The following is a 17,046-nucleotide window of genomic DNA, read 5'->3' on the forward strand; positions in this document are numbered from 1 at the left end:
GAGAACTTATGCAAACAGCTATCTTACTGGGCCTTGTTTATGCATTTGCATGGTCCATGGACAATATCGCCGGAAGCTCCTTTATGGACAGACCAATCGTATGCGGTGCCTTAACGGGTCTGGTCATGGGAAATTTCGAGCAGGGGCTTGTTATCGGGGGAACACTGGAACTGGTATGGATGGGGTTTATCAGCTATGCCGGTATCATCAATGGAGAAACGCGTATCGGGGCGATTTTAGGAACTTATTTTGCACTGGCAACCGGAAACAGCTTTGATGTCGCGATTTCCATTGCAATGCCAATCGCGATTCTGGGCGGGAACGTATCCAATGCTTATAACATTGTTGTCAGCTATCTGATGCATCGCTGGGCTGACAAATGGGCTGAAGAAGGAAATTATAAAAAAATCGGACAGTTTCACCTCGGTGTCGGTTTTGTAAAGCTGTTCTTCATGACAGCCATTGTCTTTCTTACCGTTCTTCTGGGAACCGGGGCGATTACGTCACTGATCAATGTCATTCCTGAAAATGTATTGAACGGTCTTGGCAAGGCCGGTGAAATGCTGACTGCTGTCGGATTCGGTATGCTTTTAAACATTCTCTGGGACAAACGTTTTATCGGTCTGTATTTCGTCGGCTTCGCAGTTGCCGCTTTCCTGAATCTGAATGTTATCGCTATCACTATCATCGCAACAGGTCTTGGCTTTGTAGCCATGTATGCATCAGGTAATGAGAAGGGAGAAGACGCATATGAGTGAGAAAGCATTTGAAATTACAAAGTCAGATTTACACAAGGTCTTTTGGCGCAGCATGCCGATTGAAATTTCCTACAACAGTGAGCGTCTGCACAATATGTTTTATGTCTATTCCCTTACTCCGATATTTAAAAAGATTTATAAGGATGACCCGCAGGGAATGCGGGATGCACTGGTACGGCATATGCAGTTCTATAATACCTGTCCGCAATTTGAGGCAATTGTTGTCGGCATCGTTGCAGCCCTGGAGGTGAAAAACGTCGAATCCGGTAATACCATGGGACCTACGATTGAAGCAGTTAAAACCTCTTTGATGGGACCTACAGGCGTAATCGGTGATGCCTTCTTTCAGACCGGCGGCTTTCGCATCATATCCGCCAGCATTGGGGCTTCTATGTGTATCGCAGGCAATCCATTTGGTCTGCTTCTCTATTTCCTGATTTATAATGTGCCAAATTATCTGGTTCATTGGTGGGGTATTCATCAGGGCTTTAAAATGGGATCGGTCTTCATTGAAAAGGTCGTTAACTCCGGCGTTTTGCAAAAAATTACAGATTTATGTCTAATTGTCGGACTCAGTGTGGTTGGAGCGTTGACGAGTGCTTATGTGTCGTTGTCTACGCCATTACAGATCAGCTATGGAAAGGAGCCTATCATTATTCAGGAGCTGTTTGATCAAATTTGTCCGAATCTTCTGCCGTTGCTTCTAACTTTGCTGTGTGCATGGCTGATGCGTAAAAAGAATGTTAAGCCTACCGTTTTAATGATCTGGGTTATTATTATTGGTGTCATTCTGGGCTCCTTCGGTATCATCTGATATGGAAGGTGCCAAGACAACAGCAAAGGAACAGGAACGCACTGCATTACTGCGGACGATTACTGATGAACCTTTGCTCATCCGTAGACTCCTACAGCATAAAAAAGAACTCACTGAGGACTTTGTTCAGCATTTTCTGACACATACAGTAAAAAAGGTTTATTTCAGCGGACAGGCATCCGGCACCTTTGTAGGGAATATGCTTGCCCCCTGTATGGAGAAATTGCTGCAGGTGGAAACAGAGGTGTGCAATCCTGCCTCCTTTCCTGAATATTTTCAATTTAACATCAATCAGCAGTATAGCCCGGATGAAATGCTTATGCTTTGCCCTGCACATTCAGGAACAACAATCGGACCAATCAGGATGGCACAGGAATGTAAACGGTTGAATATCCCTGTAGTATGTATAACTATTGATTCGAATTCTCCCCTTGCAAACCTTTCGGATATCGTCATCAATAAGCTATGCGGTTCTGAGGAAAGCTTTATCGAAACACGTACACATATGGCATCACTGCTGATAACATTTCTCTGCATCATAGAAACGGCAAATCAAAAAGAGCTCATCAGCAGGCAGCAATACACATATTATCAGCAATACTTTACCAGATTGGAAGATAATGTGAAACAAATTATAAAGGATACAGCAGACTGGTATAAAAACCATAGGGAGCTGCTGCAGACGAAAATGGTTGCACGCTATATTGGAGCCGGTCCCTACTATGCAGTTGCACAGGAAGGTGGTTTAAAGATCGCAGAAGCTGCATCTATTGCAGCTCTTGCTTATGAGCAGGAGGAATTTATGCATACCGGGACCACACAGATACAAAAGGATGCTCTATTATTTTTGATTGCTCCAGACGGTGTACAGGAAAAGCGAATGCTGGAGCTGATACGCTGGTGTCGGTTATATAGCGATTATGTAATACTAATCGCAAATCATTCTCATCCATTGAAAGATTCCAAAGCACTGCTGTGCCACTTTCAAGATGATCCGTATTGCAGCGTCATGGAGTATATGGTCCCCTTTCAAATGCTTGCTCACCTGCTTGCGGAAGATAGAGGTCTGAGTGTTGTTCATGCGGCAAATGATGGTGCATCTGCTTATTTGAAGACGCACACAGAGGAGGTATGATTCATGAAATACATCATAGCGACCCATGGATATCTTGCGGATGGCTATGTCAGTTCCATACAGGTGTTAACAAAAAAGAACAATATTTACGCTGTTAATGCCTATGTTGATGACAGGGATGCTGCGCTGCAATTAAAAACAATCATTGAATCCTTTGAGAATCAGGAGGAAATTATCATTTTCACAGATCTCATGTGCGGAAGCATGACGCAGGCGGTAGCTCCTTATCTGGACAGATATAATGTACGTTGCATTACAGGAATCAATTTACCGCTGATTCTGGAGTTCGTACTAACGACAAGCACCATTGATGACGCTTATATAGAACACACTATTCAGGAAGCGCAGAAACAGATGGTGTTTGTCAATCACCTACTAAAGCAAACACAATAAAGCGAAGGACTTATTCAAGCTGTATAAAATGCTATAATTTTGTGAAAGCATATTAACGTAAAAAACGTTAGTCGTGAATAAAGCAATTATAGCAAGCTGTGGATAAGTCTTTTTATCATGTATGCTAAAATAAATGAAAAGTAAAACCTTTTTTCAAATCAAATCGTTAAGTAAGTGAGGAGGCGGCATATGAGAGAACAGCAGATCCTGCATAAAATAAAAAAAGGCGATCAGCAGACACTAAATAACTTCATACAAGACCTCTATCCATACGTCTATTCCTTCACATATCGCAAAATGCAGGGAGACGACAGTGCAAAGGATATTACACAGGAAGTGTTTGTGCGCTTCATCCGTCAGCTTCCCATGTATCACGCGCAGGGCAAGACGCTGCATTATCTATACCGTATTGCCAGTAACCTGTGTCATGACTATCACCGAAAAATGCAGCGTGATCTGCACACGGATATTGACAGGCAGGAAAACTTAATTTCTGCGGACAGTGATGTACATGAAGTCATTCTCGATCAGATACGAAATGAAGAGCTTATGTATTACATAGGGGAGCTGTCTGATTCTCAACAGGATGTAATTCTATTGAAATACTACCATCAGATGACATTTAAGGAAATAGCGCAGAGCTTCTCAATTCCCGTATCCACAGTGAAAACAAGACACACGGCGGCATTAAAGCGGCTTTGTGCATTATGGAAAGAAGGAGGTTATCATGAAACAGAAACTCATACAGGTAGATGAGGCAGCGATGGAACAAACGATTCTTCTCTGTCAAAAAGAGCAGGAACAATACATACAAAAAAACTGCACCTCTTTGCTACAGCTGATTCTTCGCTATATGTGGCTAGATTTTCGCTTCTATATGATCCTATCTATTATCGGACTATTGATTTCGATACTGCTGATAACGCTGGATGCAGTCAATGCTCAGATTTACACTGCTATTTACTTTTTCATACTGGGTATTTCTGCACTTTATGAATATTATAAATGCAGCCACTACAGGATGCTGGATATCATCAGTCCTGTTTACCTGAATCCCTGTCGCGCCTTCCTGATTCGTACAGCCGGTATCGCCTTAAACGGGCTCGTGATGTCTTTTATATTACTGGTGATATTCATCCTTAAAGAATCCTGGATTCCTGCTGATTTTATCATGACCGGTATCGTTCCGCTGTATGCCATGCAAATTATTTTTACACATTTAATACACAGAATCAAAGGCTATATATCCGCACTTGCCGCATACTCCATGTTTTATTGTATATATCTTTTTATATACAGTCAGTATATCCGGTACATGATATCCAATCCTCAGGCGGTGCTGGTTATACTTATCGTTTCTTGTTTAACGCTTTTCAATATGCGGCAGTTGAATAAAGGGATGTCGGATACAGAAAGGAGGCAGCAAAAATGGAGCTGGTTATAGAACATATCAATAAATCATTCAAAAAGAATCAGGTGCTGTATGATGTAAATTTAACGATTGAAAAGGGTGTACATGGCCTACTTGGTGCAAACGGAAGCGGCAAAACAACGCTGATGAGAATTCTGTGCGGACTGCTTCCAAAGGATGGCGGCAGCATCAGCTATGACGAAATAGACGCTTTAAAACAGTATGATGTCTATGCGTCAAAAATCGGCTATATGCCACAGCATTTTGGTTTTTATCCGCACTATACCGTCTATGAATTCCTGGAATATATGAGTATACTGAAAAATCAGTCAAAGCAATACAGCAGAAAAAGAATTGACGAGCTGCTGCATATTTTGCATCTGGAGGATAAGCGGAAAACAAAAATGAAACAGTTATCCGGCGGTATGCTGCGTAGAGTGGGAATCGCACAGGCACTACTAAATAAACCGGAGATTCTCATACTGGACGAGCCGACTGCCGGGCTGGATCCAAAGGAACGCATTATCTTCCGCAATCTGATTGCATCCCTCTCACAGGAATGCATCGTTCTGCTTTCCACGCATATCGTAAGCGATATCGAAACCATCGCAGACGATATCATCGTTATGAAGGAAGGAAAAATCATTCTTCATGATACACCAAAAGAGCTACTTCATACTATGAAGGAAAAGGTATGGCAGGTAACACTTCCGAAAAAGGAGGCACTCTCCCTTATGGCTTCCCATATTATCGTAAAGAGTCATAATGTCGATAATGACATCGAACTGCGTATTGTGGCTGATGATTGTCCACATACCCTGGCTCATAATATAACGCCTGATCTGGATGATCTTTATTTATATTATTTTAAAGAAGGTGATTTCCTATGAGACGATTGATTCAATCTGAATTTAAAAAGATTTTCAAAAGCAAAATCAACATCGTATTGCTGCTTATCCTGTTTATCTTCAATGGCTACCGCACCTATCAGGTTTACCATCAGCCACTGCAGTACCGCACTGATATCGTCATGAAGGATGAAAACGGAATAGAAAGAACAGGACTTGCATATTGGAGGCTTGCCGATCAGATTCAGCATTCCTATGCGGGAACCCTCAGTGAAAAGACCATACAGCAGATGGATAAAGACTTCCGCGCCATTATGAACAAGTATACAGAAACAACGCTGGATGAAGAAAAAATGAAAGCTGTATATGGCGATAATTATGAAACCTTACTGAAAGACGCACGCAGCGGTAAGTATACCGGTAAGGAAGTCAATGAATTATTTGAAAACTATATGCAGATCAGTGGAGGTATTTCCTATGAGGAAATCGAAGGAAGCGACAAAGTAAAGGTACATGTTGAAGATTATTTAAAACATGACGGTGTGCGCCAGCTGTATAGTAATATCTATGATTATTATATTGAGGATAAAAAGGATGTTGCCGATTATGAAAACTTCTCTTCTGACGCCCAGAGAAAGTGGCTTCATCCGGATCAGTTAAGTAAGGAACAGCTTAATATTGAGATTGCCGGCTTTGAGTATCCGGACAGCATATACGATGCCACGATGGAGAATTTCATAAACCGCTATAAATCAGCCTCTCATGAGATTGACAGCAATATTCCAAATACACTGTTCGTTGAAGCTTTGTATAATCTGGAATTCGCTTCGCTGCTTATTCTTGTTATCATTCTGGCAAATACCTTCGCCATGGAGAAGCATTATAAGACCTATCAGATTATGATTCCCACAGCTGCCGGAAACAAAAAGATAACTGCGGCAAAGCTGTGTGCAGGTATATTGCTTGCGCTTGGAATCGTACTCATACAATTTCTTATCGTATATATCATGTCCTGTATGTTCCTTCCACTGCGTGGTCTGAATCTGACTTATTATTCCCAGTCGCAGGCATCATTGAATATCACAGCCTATGTATTTACTTATCGAACGCTGATTGTGAATGCTATGCTGCTGATCAGTATCGCATCAATGGCAACCGCCTTTATCACTATGCTTTTTTCCTATATCATAAAGAATCGTTTTGCGACAGTGATTCCACTGCTTCTGGTGACGCTGATCAGCGGATTTACAGGCTTTTTCAATCAGCTTTAGCCAGGCATGGTGATTGATCAGTTCTTTCCTTCCCAGATGGTACATTTCACACAATTTTTCAAAGTCGCATTGAATCCTCATCTGGGTGAAATGCTGCCGTATTTCAGTATTCGCGGTTATTCGCTGGCCTGGAAGAATGTTATTATGCTGTTCTGGATAGTTTCGATTGTCATCATATCCCTGTGTATGCTTCAGCATTCCCGCAGGCATGTGAAGAACTGCAGCTGATAAGCAATATCAATTCAAATCAATAATATCCTTTAAAGCAGGTTACAATCTGATAACAGTGATATAAGCATTACATAAAAATCATATGGCAATCTCTTAGCAAATGATTCATTTAGTGACAGTCTATGGCGTTTTATATGATAATCCAGATGATCCACAGGCACTGCTGCTTCAGGAAAGTATACAGAAAGAGGGTCTTTCCAGCGTTGTAGAACGCATTACCGGCTTTCCAAAAACACATGAACTACATCATGCCATCCTGCAGCATTATGAAAGCTTAAAAAGAAATTGATACGGCTGGCGAAATAGCACTGTGACAGAAAGGCTTATCGCCCAGCAATATGAAACAAGCAAGAGAAGATTGGAAAGTATTCCACTTGTAATTGTATTCGCTTAATCCATGAGGCATAAGATTACCAGCGACAAGTGATTTTATGCTTTTTATTTACGTAGGAATCGCTATGTATGCTTATATACTCTATTCGAAATAAGCCTGATACATGTAAGAGTATAAGTTCAACACATTACAACGAAACATCATAAAAAACCTCATTCCTGCTTTACTTTCTTAGAATGAGGTTCAACGTTTTCCTTTTTAAACCTGATAATACTCCAGCAGATAGGTCTCCGCTTCTTCACACCATACATTATGATTTCTCTCACATATATCTGCCAGTGTTTTAAACAACGGATTTTCAGACTGCCTGCTGCGGAAATTTTCAATCGCAGTCAGTGGCAGATCGATATGCGGATAAATCAGTTTTTTCCCTCCCGGTATATTTGGCAGATTCAGAATTGTTTCCGGTGCAGCCTGCAACCCACCGATATGTGTAATCATATAGCTTGGATTCAGTCTGTTTTCTGCAGACAGCGTAAGGCATTCCAGCATATCCTGCGTTGATCCGCCAGAGGTTCCCACAATATGCGTTCCTTCATAATGCACATTGTAGAAATTAAACGGTACTGCAAATTGTTTATCGGTTGGTCCTGCAAAGAAGTTCAGACATCCATCATTTCCCAATACTGCGTCAGCCTGCTTCAGAAGTGCTGGTACTGCGGCAAATACAAACACATCATCAAAGCCGGTGCCCCTGCTAAGCTTTCGCAGCTCACTTACTGCATCTATATCCTTTGTATTGATATAAATCAATGTTTTCCCCTGTTTCTTTGCCGCTTCTTCCGGTATCAGTGTACGTGCACGTTCCAGACGCTGCTCATCGATATCAGTCACTACAATCAGCTTTGATGAAACCGGCCCATTCACTGCATAATCAATCGCTCCGATTCCCATCGGTCCGGCACAGCCCATAAGCGCCAGCTTTCCCTGTTCCTTTACGCCCATGAAATGCTCATATACATACTGTTTTGTATGATAGGTCGCATGGTATGCTCCGATAATGCAGGACATTGGTTCACTGAGGGATGCATTCGCAAAGTAATTTCCTTGGTAAGGGAGTACACACCCCAGATCAATGGCGATTTTCGGAATAATGCAGTAGGTGGCATTCCCTCCGAAATATTCATAGCTGTAGCCTGCGGAATAACCGCTTGGAAGCCCCATCGCAGGCTGCAGTACAAACTTTTCACCCGGCTGAAATCTGTCTTTCAGATGGTTTCCTACTTCCATGATTATGCCTGTAAACTCATGACCGGTAATCGGCGGACGCTCGCTGATATTATCCGGTACACGCTTGTGATCCTCCCCCAGAAGCGCTGCCTTGTACGTAGACAGACAGATACTGTTTGATATATTCTTCACCAGCAGTTCATCATCCCCGATTGGCGGTAATTCCAGTTCCCTAACTTGTATGGTATTCTTTCCGCATAGTACGGCAGCTTTTGCTAACATGATATCCTTCCCTTCTCTAGTTTTCTGTATTGCTGATTTCTTCGAAAAGCGCATCCAGATTCGGATCATTCATGAAATTCTGAATGGTGATAATACGGCGATTAGGAAATTTCAAGCGTGCTCGATCCAGCAGACTGATGTGCGTTACGATAACATCTGCCTCATCCGGCACCTTTTCAATAGCATAATTACGTACTGTTTTTTCAACTCCTATTTTCTGAAGACGCTTCTTGAACGCTGTGGCCCCTAACGCACTGCTTCCAAGTCCGGCATCACATGCAAATGCGATATATGCAATATCCTTTAAGGCCTCTGCTTCTGTCTGTAATGAAGATGCAAGGAGATCCTTTCCTTCCTGCTTCATAGCCTTGGATTTCTCAATGCTCTTCTCCAGCTTTTCATCACCGTTATCCTTGTTTGTCTTTAAAATAAGGGAAGCAAGCAGGAAGCTGATCACGGTAGCTGTTACTACACCTGCCAGAATACCGATGAAATTTCCTCTTGGAGTCAGAGCCAGATATGCAAATATAGAACCCGGGCTCGGTCCGGCAACCAGACCTGCTCCGAAAAATTCAAACACCATGATACCGCATGCGGAACCGATAATCATCGGAAAGATCATCAGCGGCTTCATGAGCACATATGGGAAATAAATTTCATGAATACCGCCTAAGAAATGAATAATGATCGCGCCTGGTGCTGTTTTCTTACTGTTTCCCTTACCGAAGAAAGAGAAGGCAAGCAGAAGACCAAGCCCGGCACCGGGATTACTGGCAACCATAAAGAAGATGGATTTCCCTGCTTCCGCAGCCTGCTGCATTCCCAAAGGATAATAGACGCCCTGATCAATAACATTGTTCAGGAACAGTACCTTTGCAGGCTCATTTACTACAGATAACAGCGGCAGGAATCCTGTTTTCACAAGTGATGTAATCATACTGGTGATCATTTCATTCGCAAACTCAATAACAGGTCCGATTGCTGCGTAAGAGCAAAGACTCAGAATCATTGCGATAATACCAAGGGAGAAGTTGTTGACAACCATCTCAAATCCGGCAGGAATTTTTCCGTCAATCAGCCGGTCAAACTGTTTTACACACCATGCACTCAGCGGTCCCATAATCATTGCGCCAAGAAACATATTTACTTCAGAACCAACAATCAGTCCAAAGGTTCCTACACATCCAGCAATCGCCCCACGTTCGCCGTGTACCAGTTTTCCCCCGGAATAGGCAAGCATCATTGGCAGCATATACTTTACCATTGGCGCTACCAGTTCATTGAAGCCTTCGTTCGGTATCCATCCTGTAGGGATGAACAGAGCCGTTATAAATCCCCATGCGATAAAGGCACCCATATTCGGGATGACCATAGCGGTCAGAAATCCACCGAATGCCTGCAGCTTCGCTCGATTCATTTTATTTCCTCCTTACAAAATCTCATATCCTGTGACAGTCTGAGAGTCAGATCCGCCTGCATGGAATGCTGTAGGACCCGCGAAACATTTCTGCCGTCACTGCGTTCGTAAAACGCAATCGCTTCGCTGCGGGAAAGTCCTCCCTGTATCTTCCGCTCAATCAGACGCTGTTTCAGCATGTCCTCTTCGGCTTGAATGAAGATACTGTAATCACAGAACTGTTTCAGCTCCTTCCAGCCTTCCTCCTGTAACAGAAGCCAGTTTCCTTCGAGAAGCAGTATATCCTTGGATATCTGTATCTGATCCTCGACAACATCATGCAGATTTCGATCATAAACCGGCCAAGTTATATCCTGATCTCTGATGATACGTAAAGCCTCTGTCAGTTTTTTTATATCAAAGGTTTCCGGACAACCTTTAACATCACGTAATGGGATCCTGATTCCATCCTTCAGCATGGTATGGGAATCAAGGTAGCGCTGCGGATAATGAAACCCGTCTAATCCGATATCCTGTATTTCACAAAGCTGTTCATCAACTCTGGACAGATGGGCGAGTACACTAGCCAGTGTGGATTTCCCTACAGCCGGCGGTGCAGCGAGAAAGACCAGAAGCCGTCGTTTTTTCTCTTTCTGAAATTCACTCAGCTTACGAAGCAGCGGAAGGAATATCATTTCCATATCCTCCTGCTCATAATCTGCTGAAATCGTAAATCCGTTGATTACAAGCGGAAAGGTGACTCTGCTCATGCAAGCACTCTCCTGATATCCTCTACACATTCCGCATGCAGAAGGCCATTCATTTTATCCTCATCCATAAATACGTCAACCATATCACTGAGCAGCTGCATATGTGCATCATTGTCATTGGCGGATAAAGCAATAATCAGATGTACGATATTGTCCTGAGGAAATGCGACACCATCCTTCAGCTTCAGAATGGATATATCCGTTTTCAAAGCACCGTCTTCCACGCGGGAATGCGGCATCGCCACATCCGGCATTATAACGATATACGGTCCATTCACCTCAACGTTGTGAATCATAGCATCAATATATGATGCTCGAATACTTCCATTCTCCAGAAGCGGTGCAGCCGCCATGCGAATGGCGTCCTTCCAGTCCTCTGCTCTTTCTGCAGTCTGCACATGTTTTCCCAGTAAATCAGTAATCATAAATGGTACCTCCGGTAACGTCCTGTTTCTTTACACCCATATGGTATCATGCAAAACAAAAGAAATACATTTGTATTCGGTTTCATTTTATTGTGAAGAAAAGTATCCCCACCACTTTCTTTCACATAAATGTGAAAAAATCTGTCGTACGAAAAATATCTATATCTGTTATAATGTGCATGAAGGTGATAGTATGCTGTCAGATAAAGATATAGAATTGCTTTCTCTTTTATATAATAAGGAAGCCCCCATGAGTATTAAGGATTTGTCGGATTACTTTTCAGTCAGCGAACGCAGTATCCGCTATTATGTGAATAATCTAAACTATGAGCTAAAGGAGCATGGAATTTCAATTATAAAAAAAATCTGTACACTGCAGGACCGTTCCTATGTTGAAGGCTTTTTACAGGAAAAGCGCCCACAGCTGTACAGTGGAGATACCAAAAAGAAATTCATGCTGTACACTCTGTGCTTTGAGGGTAGTATCAACCTGAGTGCCGTATCAAGAAATCTTGATATCTCACGCTCCAGTGCCAAAAGCTATATGGATGATATTCGTACAACTCTTACAAAGTATCACCTGGAGCTGTTACAGGAGCATAAAAAAGGACTGGTGCTCACCGGTTCTGAAGAAAACATACGCAAGCTTTTACTGCAGCTGCTTATGGAATATGAAAAGCTGCCGGAAACACAGCAGAAAATTCTGATTGAGATTCTTTATCACTGGCGTACTGATCTTGCGGAGGAACAAATTCATAATTTTTTACATGTTATACAGAAAGAGCTTGGTTTTGTTTTATCTGACCATAGTTATTCTATCATGTTTTATTCCTGCCTGATTATTTTAGCCAGAACAGCAGCACAGCAGACTCTGTTATCCTGTGATAATGAGTATTTCCTCATTACATGCCCGGAGTATAAGGTGATTGAAGCAAATAAGGAACTGCTTAAGCAAGACCTGAATCGCTATGAAACAATGCAGCTGTCTTCCCTGTTAATTGGTTCAAATTATGCACAAAACAGTAATCTTCGGGAAAATGAATGGTTTGAACACGATTTGCTTGTATCTAAAATCATCAATCTGTACAGCAAATATTATCAGCTAAACCTAAATCAGGATCGTACTCTCTATGAAAGTCTTTTGACGCATCTTCGCCCGACTATGTATCGCCTGTTGAACCATATTCCTGTATCAGATATGGATTACCGCCTGATTCAACAACAGTTTCCCAAGGAATATGAGGTGATGAAGCAGGTGCTTACAGAGTTGAATTTCTTTACAGGTGAGCATCAGGATCAGGATGAAACCGCTCTTTTGACATTGCATTTCAAGGCAGCAATTAACCGGTGCGAAAAAAACAATAGTAAGAAAAAGAATATTCTGATAATCTGTTCGCACGGATATGGAACCAGCAGACTTCTGGAACAGCAGCTGTCAGATACCTATGAGGTGAATGTTCTCGATTGTATTCCCTACCATTATTTAAAACAGTATGAGCTGCTGCATCAGGTGGACATGATTGTCACAACAATCAATACTCTGAAATATTGTAACGACCTTCCGATTCTTCATGTGCATCCTGTCTTAAGCAGTGAGGATATTCAACTGCTGGATGAGCAACTGCTTGTAAAGCGAAAAAAGCGGGTTCGTATGACCGCTATTCTGGAGGCTGTGAAAAAATCCTGCACAATCCATGATTATGCGGAGTTGAAGAAAAACCTGAGCGAGGCATTGCAGGATTTATTGATACGGGATGATGGCCGTGACCAAACACTCCTTGATATCCTGCCGGCAGAGAATATCCTTCTGAATTATCCTGCTGAAAACTGGAGAGATGCGATACGTACAGCAGGTGGTCTGCTCGTAGTAAACGGTTATGTGGATCAGCGTTATCAGGAACAAATGCTGTATTCTTTTGAAAATTATGGGTCCTATATGATAATTGATGATGGAATTGCTATTCCCCACGCGAAGAATGAAGGAACGGTCAGAAAAACAGGCATGACCTTGTTAATTTTAAAAAAACCGGTAGAATTTATTAATGGAAAAAAGCTTCAGGTCTTCTTTTCCTTCTGTTCTAAAGATAATATCGAACATCTGGATGCTTTGGTCGCAGTAGCCAACTTGATCAAGGAAACGGATTTTCGACAATGTATAAAGAGATTTCATAATTCTCTTGAGATAGTACAATTTATAAAGACACATACACAAGAAAGTATTTAGAATAATGAAAAGATGCTTACAGGTATCTTGCAATTCATTAACGCTATGAATTGCATATTTCTGTATTGCATCTTTTTTACTATTATTCTTTTTCTGTAGTAGTTCCTTTTGTATGATAGGTCGATTCTCCGCGTTTGATTCGATCACATGGGCACACGTTGTGCACCCTATAAGTTCTCTGCGTTCGATTTTATAAGGCGAGCGTACCAGTAGAAGGAATCCTTTGGTATACATTTACCAGTGCCATTTCCCTCGTTATCGATATCCACGTAAATAAGCCCATACCGCTTTTCCATTTCACAGCTGTTTCCGCTGACGATATCAAATGGTGACCACATGGTATATGCGAAGATATCCGTACCCTCTTCCATTACATCCTTTAACTCCTGAATATGGCGTTTCTGATAATCAATCCGGTATTCGTCATGTATGCAGCCATCACTTCCCAATGCCTCTTCCACCCCCACACCGTTCTCTGCAATCATCATCGGTACGCCGTAACGATCCCAATACTGTGCCATCGTATTGTACAATCCAACCGGATCGATCGTCCAGCCCCACTCCGTCGCCTTTGTGTACGGATTGGCGCACCGATTTCCATTTTCATCAACACAGTGACTATAATAATATGCGACTGCCAGGAAATCCATGGTATACGAACGGATCAGCTCCTCGTCACCATCCTCCATCTGAATCGTGATACCATGCTTCTTAAACCACGTTTTCGCATATCCCGGGTATTCTCCACGCAGCTGTACATCCGCAAAGAAGAAATCCTTCATCCGGTTTTTCTCAATCGCTATCTTTACATTCTGCGGATCACAGGTCTTTGCATACGTCAGCTGATCTGCCAGCATCATACCGACTTTTAACGCAGGATCAAGTTCTCTTGCAGCCTTGACGATTCCCGCACTTGCCACAAACTCATGATGCACCGCCTGATATTTTTCGGCAGTGAAATCCTCATACTCATCCATAACCATTCCCAATGAGCTGAAGGACTCCCCAAAAATCAGGTTGATCTGATTGATTACGATCCAGTATGTAACCTTGTCCTTATATCTTTTCAAACAGGTTTGTGCGAAACGCTCATACAGATCAATCGTCCTTCTGCCATACCATCCCTGATAATGTGTTACCACCTTTAACGGCATATCGTAATGTGTCAGTGTGACGATCGGCTCGATGCCCTGTCTGTGCAATTCATCAAACACCTCATCATAAAACCGAAGTCCCGCTTCATTGGGATATTCATCATCCGCATTCGGAAAAATCCGTGCCCAGCTGATACTCATTCGAAATGCCTTAAAGCCACACTCCTTCATCCAACCTATGTATTCTTTATATCGGTGATAGAAATCCACCGCCTTATGCTTTGGATAATATTGCTGCTGCTTTTCTGCCTGCACATCTGCAATACGCTGCTTCAAAAGCTCTCTGGTATAATTGGTATTGCCGCCGCCTGCAGCTTTTTTATAACAAATCTGGATATCCGCAACATTCAACCCTTTTCCATCCTCCAGATAGGCTCCCTCCATCTGAACAGCAGCACTTGCGCCACCCCATAGAAAACCTTCAGGAAACACACTCATCAGCTTTCCTCCTTTTTTACAAACATAGCCGCAAAGCTGCGAAAGGTATCGATTAGAGAACTGCACAATTCAATTTCACTGTTGATTGTCATCAGTGTGTCCTGCGCATGATTGAACAGCATGCAGTATTCATACTGCACACCCCGTGCTTCGGCCTGAATAATTTCTGTCTGTGCCGCATGAGCCTGTGTTATCTCTTTTTTGGCTTCCTTCAGGCAGGCATCCGCCTTCTCAAACTGCAATGCTTGTACATATTTTAATGCCTCTTTGGTATGCAGACGGGCATCTCCGGCATGCGTCAGAATCCCCATTGCACTCAGTATCAGCTCATTGTTTTCATCAGTCATTTGCTTCCATCTCCATTTCTTCCTTCACCATTTTATTCTCATGTGCCTTAAAGAACGGCCACCAGATCAGCCATGACAGCAGGAACATGCCTACAACCAGAATCACGGCACGGAAATCACCATGTGTTGCCAGAAAGGAACAAATCGGCATCGGCAGCTGGTTCACATTCATGACAGCATGCGGAATCGTGACAAGACCGCTGGAGAACGCAAACCATGCAATCGTTGGCAGAACCAGTGCATTGATCCACATCGGTATCATTAAAATCGGATTCAAGGCAATCGGTGCCCCATATACCAGAGGCTCATTGATATTGAACAGCGACGGTATCATAGCAATCTGTCCGAACTTCCTGATTCTCTTACTGCGGGATTTGAGCATCATGATATTCAAAGCCAGTGTCATTCCCATACCTCCGATAAAGATTACCGAAAAGGTTACATTTGATGTATAGATATTTGTCGGCTGCAGCCCCTGTTCAAATGCAGCTGCATTTGCGGTGATTCCTGCAAGACCGATAGGACTGGTGATTGGATTCATAAACCAGCTGTTGATACCAAATGAATAGAAGAATACCGGTATAAAGATACAGAGCATAAAGCCCGGATAGGTCTGACCGATACTGATCAGTGGTGAGAACAGCTTGGTAATGAGCTCAAATAGGTCAATATTGCACCAGTAAATAAGGATGGTAGTAAGCACAAGCACGATAATTCCCGGAATAACCTGATTCAGCCAGCGAATCAAAAAATCCGGAAGAGATACGGAATCCTCAAACAGATGCAGCTTGAAATACAGATTACTGATCACAATGGTCACAATACCCGCAAAGAATGCAGAAATCATACCGGAGCCTCCGAATCTTCCAAACGCTACCTGAAACTGAAAGTCCGCAATAGACGGTTTAATCACCATAAAGAACATCATTAAAGCGATTAAGCCGGTTGACACACCATAATCCTTAAACCCATATTCCTTTGCGCCGTGATAGCCAACCAGAAAAACAAGTGTCAGCGACATAATGCCAAAGCTGAAATTATAGACCGGAGAAAGATCCGGAAGAAAGGAGACATAACCCGCAAGCAGATTATATATGGAGATGATACTCCCCAGCAGCAGAATCGGCACATTGGCCATCAATGCCCCGGAAAGTGTACGTATTATTTTTTTATCCATGGCCTTTGCGACCTTTGGTGCAAAGCTGGAGCCCAGCCAGTTAATAAATGTATTCATAGCTCTATCCCTTTTCCTTTAACGTTTCCATACATAAAGCAAGCAGTCCTTTTCCATCCAGTCCTGCATACATATCCTTCGGTATCATCAGAACCGGAACTGCATACGGACCACACATCGCCTTTAATTCATCAAACGCATAGGATAAATGCGGCCCGATGAGCAGAATATCCGTCTTCGGAAGATCATCCGCTATATTGTTCTGACTCTTTGCTTCCACCTTGGCCATGATCCCCTGTTTTTTTGCTGCACCGCGCATCTGCTGTGCCAGAAAGCCGCTGGACATCCCTGCTCCGCAGCATAATAATATATTCAGTTTTTCCATCTTTTCTACCTCCTGTTGGTACTGGA

At 42.6% G+C, this 17,046-nt stretch carries 18 protein-coding genes; 10 read left to right on the plus strand and 8 right to left on the minus strand.

The genetic code is table 11. The features are described 5' to 3' along the window. Nucleotides 1-8: 8 nt before the first annotated feature. The 9 genes from ACG3M1_RS22125 (at nt 9) to ACG3M1_RS22165 (ending at nt 7,150) form a co-directional block, all read left to right on the plus strand. Complete coding sequence (locus ACG3M1_RS22125; protein ID WP_008816256.1) at nt 9-758, plus strand: PTS mannose/fructose/sorbose/N-acetylgalactosamine transporter subunit IIC; 750 nt, start codon at nt 9-11, stop codon at nt 756-758. Continuing rightward, nucleotides 751-1,572, plus strand: coding sequence for a PTS system mannose/fructose/sorbose family transporter subunit IID (locus ACG3M1_RS22130; protein WP_022300096.1), 822 nt, complete (start codon nt 751-753; stop codon nt 1,570-1,572). Before ACG3M1_RS22125 ends, ACG3M1_RS22130 begins: the two co-directional genes overlap by 8 nt. Nucleotide 1,573: 1 nt before the next feature. Beyond that, nucleotides 1,574-2,707, plus strand: coding sequence for an SIS domain-containing protein (locus ACG3M1_RS22135; RefSeq protein WP_257339816.1), 1,134 nt, complete (start codon nt 1,574-1,576; stop codon nt 2,705-2,707). Between the two features lie 3 nt (nt 2,708-2,710). Next, nucleotides 2,711-3,100 carry a PTS sugar transporter subunit IIA gene (locus ACG3M1_RS22140; protein ID WP_008816253.1) on the plus strand — a complete coding sequence of 130 codons (390 nt, stop codon included), beginning with the start codon at nt 2,711-2,713 and terminating at the stop codon, nt 3,098-3,100. Between the two features lie 189 nt (nt 3,101-3,289). Continuing rightward, nucleotides 3,290-3,856 carry an RNA polymerase sigma factor gene (locus tag ACG3M1_RS22145; RefSeq protein WP_002606474.1) on the plus strand — a complete coding sequence of 189 codons (567 nt, stop codon included), beginning with the start codon at nt 3,290-3,292 and terminating at the stop codon, nt 3,854-3,856. Next, nucleotides 3,828-4,544 carry a hypothetical protein gene (locus ACG3M1_RS22150; protein WP_009270002.1) on the plus strand — a complete coding sequence of 239 codons (717 nt, stop codon included), beginning with the start codon at nt 3,828-3,830 and terminating at the stop codon, nt 4,542-4,544. Before ACG3M1_RS22145 ends, ACG3M1_RS22150 begins: the two co-directional genes overlap by 29 nt. Next, nucleotides 4,529-5,401: an ABC transporter ATP-binding protein gene (locus ACG3M1_RS22155; RefSeq protein WP_009270003.1), complete on the plus strand. Its 873-nt coding sequence runs from the start codon at nt 4,529-4,531 to the stop codon at nt 5,399-5,401. Before ACG3M1_RS22150 ends, ACG3M1_RS22155 begins: the two co-directional genes overlap by 16 nt. After that, nucleotides 5,398-6,630, plus strand: a complete 1,233-nt coding sequence (locus ACG3M1_RS22160) for an ABC transporter permease (RefSeq protein ID WP_009270004.1) — start codon at nt 5,398-5,400, stop codon at nt 6,628-6,630. The genes ACG3M1_RS22155 and ACG3M1_RS22160 overlap by 4 nt, the downstream gene beginning before the upstream one ends. 331 nt (nt 6,631-6,961) lie before the next feature. Then, nucleotides 6,962-7,150, plus strand: a complete 189-nt coding sequence (locus ACG3M1_RS22165; protein ID WP_009270006.1) for a hypothetical protein — start codon at nt 6,962-6,964, stop codon at nt 7,148-7,150. A 303-nt stretch (nt 7,151-7,453) separates the two neighbouring features. Here the strand turns inward: ACG3M1_RS22165 and ACG3M1_RS22170 are convergent, their stop codons facing one another. Genes ACG3M1_RS22170 through ACG3M1_RS22185 form a run of 4 tightly spaced genes read right to left on the minus strand, consistent with a single transcriptional unit; the run spans nt 7,454 to nt 11,298 of the window. Continuing rightward, the gene (locus ACG3M1_RS22170; RefSeq protein WP_008816233.1) at nt 7,454-8,707 is read right to left on the minus strand and encodes a zinc-binding dehydrogenase; all 1,254 of its coding nucleotides are present in this window, start codon (nt 8,705-8,707) and stop codon (nt 7,454-7,456) included. A 16-nt stretch (nt 8,708-8,723) separates the two neighbouring features. Next, a complete protein-coding gene (locus tag ACG3M1_RS22175; RefSeq protein WP_008816232.1) occupies nt 8,724-10,124 on the minus strand; it encodes a PTS mannitol transporter subunit IICB in 1,401 nt (466 codons plus the stop codon). Next, nucleotides 10,121-10,873 carry a nucleoside/nucleotide kinase family protein gene (locus ACG3M1_RS22180; RefSeq protein ID WP_009270007.1) on the minus strand — a complete coding sequence of 251 codons (753 nt, stop codon included), beginning with the start codon at nt 10,871-10,873 and terminating at the stop codon, nt 10,121-10,123. The genes ACG3M1_RS22175 and ACG3M1_RS22180 overlap by 4 nt, the downstream gene beginning before the upstream one ends. Continuing rightward, entirely contained in the window at nt 10,870-11,298 is a 429-nt protein-coding gene (locus ACG3M1_RS22185) for a PTS sugar transporter subunit IIA (protein ID WP_008816230.1), read from the minus strand. Before ACG3M1_RS22185 ends, ACG3M1_RS22180 begins: the two co-directional genes overlap by 4 nt. A gap of 250 nt (nt 11,299-11,548) precedes the next feature. On the opposite strand from ACG3M1_RS22185, the gene ACG3M1_RS22190 reads away from it, so the two are divergent. Beyond that, nucleotides 11,549-13,522 (plus strand): BglG family transcription antiterminator, encoded by a 1,974-nt coding sequence (locus ACG3M1_RS22190; RefSeq protein ID WP_247230450.1) that lies wholly within the window; start codon nt 11,549-11,551, stop codon nt 13,520-13,522. Between the two features lie 167 nt (nt 13,523-13,689). On the opposite strand, the gene ACG3M1_RS22195 is transcribed toward ACG3M1_RS22190, so the two are convergent. The 4 genes from ACG3M1_RS22195 to ACG3M1_RS22210 are packed head-to-tail and all read right to left on the minus strand — an operon-like array spanning nt 13,690 to nt 17,020. Next, nucleotides 13,690-15,114 carry a glycoside hydrolase family 1 protein gene (locus tag ACG3M1_RS22195; RefSeq protein WP_009270009.1) on the minus strand — a complete coding sequence of 475 codons (1,425 nt, stop codon included), beginning with the start codon at nt 15,112-15,114 and terminating at the stop codon, nt 13,690-13,692. After that, the gene (locus ACG3M1_RS22200; protein WP_008816226.1) at nt 15,114-15,461 is read right to left on the minus strand and encodes a PTS lactose/cellobiose transporter subunit IIA; all 348 of its coding nucleotides are present in this window, start codon (nt 15,459-15,461) and stop codon (nt 15,114-15,116) included. Before ACG3M1_RS22200 ends, ACG3M1_RS22195 begins: the two co-directional genes overlap by 1 nt. Next, the gene (locus ACG3M1_RS22205) at nt 15,454-16,695 is read right to left on the minus strand and encodes a PTS sugar transporter subunit IIC (protein WP_008816225.1); all 1,242 of its coding nucleotides are present in this window, start codon (nt 16,693-16,695) and stop codon (nt 15,454-15,456) included. The genes ACG3M1_RS22200 and ACG3M1_RS22205 overlap by 8 nt, the downstream gene beginning before the upstream one ends. Before the next feature lie 4 nt (nt 16,696-16,699). Continuing rightward, on the minus strand, nt 16,700-17,020 hold the full coding sequence (locus ACG3M1_RS22210; RefSeq protein WP_008816224.1) for a PTS sugar transporter subunit IIB: 321 nt from the start codon (nt 17,018-17,020) through the stop codon (nt 16,700-16,702). Nucleotides 17,021-17,046 lie beyond the last annotated feature (26 nt).

It is taken from the genome of Clostridium sp. 10cd* (assembly GCF_044336395.1).
GTDB lineage: Bacteria > Bacillota_I > Bacilli_A > Erysipelotrichales > Erysipelotrichaceae > Clostridium_AQ > Clostridium_AQ innocuum.

Excerpts from the sequence above, each read along its gene's own strand:
- ACG3M1_RS22170 (WP_008816233.1), bottom strand. The coding sequence starts at position 8,707 with ATGTTAGCAAAAGCTGCCGTACTATGCGGAAAGAATACCATACAAGTT.
- ACG3M1_RS22140 (WP_008816253.1), top strand. The coding sequence starts at position 2,711 with ATGAAATACATCATAGCGACCCATGGATATCTTGCGGATGGCTATGTC.
- ACG3M1_RS22175 (WP_008816232.1), bottom strand. The coding sequence starts at position 10,124 with ATGAATCGAGCGAAGCTGCAGGCATTCGGTGGATTTCTGACCGCTATG.
- ACG3M1_RS22165 (WP_009270006.1), top strand. The coding sequence starts at position 6,962 with ATGATTCATTTAGTGACAGTCTATGGCGTTTTATATGATAATCCAGAT.
- ACG3M1_RS22135 (WP_257339816.1), top strand. The coding sequence starts at position 1,574 with ATGGAAGGTGCCAAGACAACAGCAAAGGAACAGGAACGCACTGCATTA.
- ACG3M1_RS22180 (WP_009270007.1), bottom strand. The coding sequence starts at position 10,873 with ATGAGCAGAGTCACCTTTCCGCTTGTAATCAACGGATTTACGATTTCA.
- ACG3M1_RS22205 (WP_008816225.1), bottom strand. The coding sequence starts at position 16,695 with ATGAATACATTTATTAACTGGCTGGGCTCCAGCTTTGCACCAAAGGTC.
- ACG3M1_RS22185 (WP_008816230.1), bottom strand. The coding sequence starts at position 11,298 with ATGATTACTGATTTACTGGGAAAACATGTGCAGACTGCAGAAAGAGCA.
- ACG3M1_RS22150 (WP_009270002.1), top strand. The coding sequence starts at position 3,828 with ATGAAACAGAAACTCATACAGGTAGATGAGGCAGCGATGGAACAAACG.
- ACG3M1_RS22145 (WP_002606474.1), top strand. The coding sequence starts at position 3,290 with ATGAGAGAACAGCAGATCCTGCATAAAATAAAAAAAGGCGATCAGCAG.
- ACG3M1_RS22125 (WP_008816256.1), top strand. The coding sequence starts at position 9 with ATGCAAACAGCTATCTTACTGGGCCTTGTTTATGCATTTGCATGGTCC.
- ACG3M1_RS22195 (WP_009270009.1), bottom strand. The coding sequence starts at position 15,114 with ATGAGTGTGTTTCCTGAAGGTTTTCTATGGGGTGGCGCAAGTGCTGCT.
- ACG3M1_RS22130 (WP_022300096.1), top strand. The coding sequence starts at position 751 with ATGAGTGAGAAAGCATTTGAAATTACAAAGTCAGATTTACACAAGGTC.
- ACG3M1_RS22155 (WP_009270003.1), top strand. The coding sequence starts at position 4,529 with ATGGAGCTGGTTATAGAACATATCAATAAATCATTCAAAAAGAATCAG.
- ACG3M1_RS22190 (WP_247230450.1), top strand. The coding sequence starts at position 11,549 with ATGAGTATTAAGGATTTGTCGGATTACTTTTCAGTCAGCGAACGCAGT.
- ACG3M1_RS22200 (WP_008816226.1), bottom strand. The coding sequence starts at position 15,461 with ATGACTGATGAAAACAATGAGCTGATACTGAGTGCAATGGGGATTCTG.
- ACG3M1_RS22210 (WP_008816224.1), bottom strand. The coding sequence starts at position 17,020 with ATGGAAAAACTGAATATATTATTATGCTGCGGAGCAGGGATGTCCAGC.
- ACG3M1_RS22160 (WP_009270004.1), top strand. The coding sequence starts at position 5,398 with ATGAGACGATTGATTCAATCTGAATTTAAAAAGATTTTCAAAAGCAAA.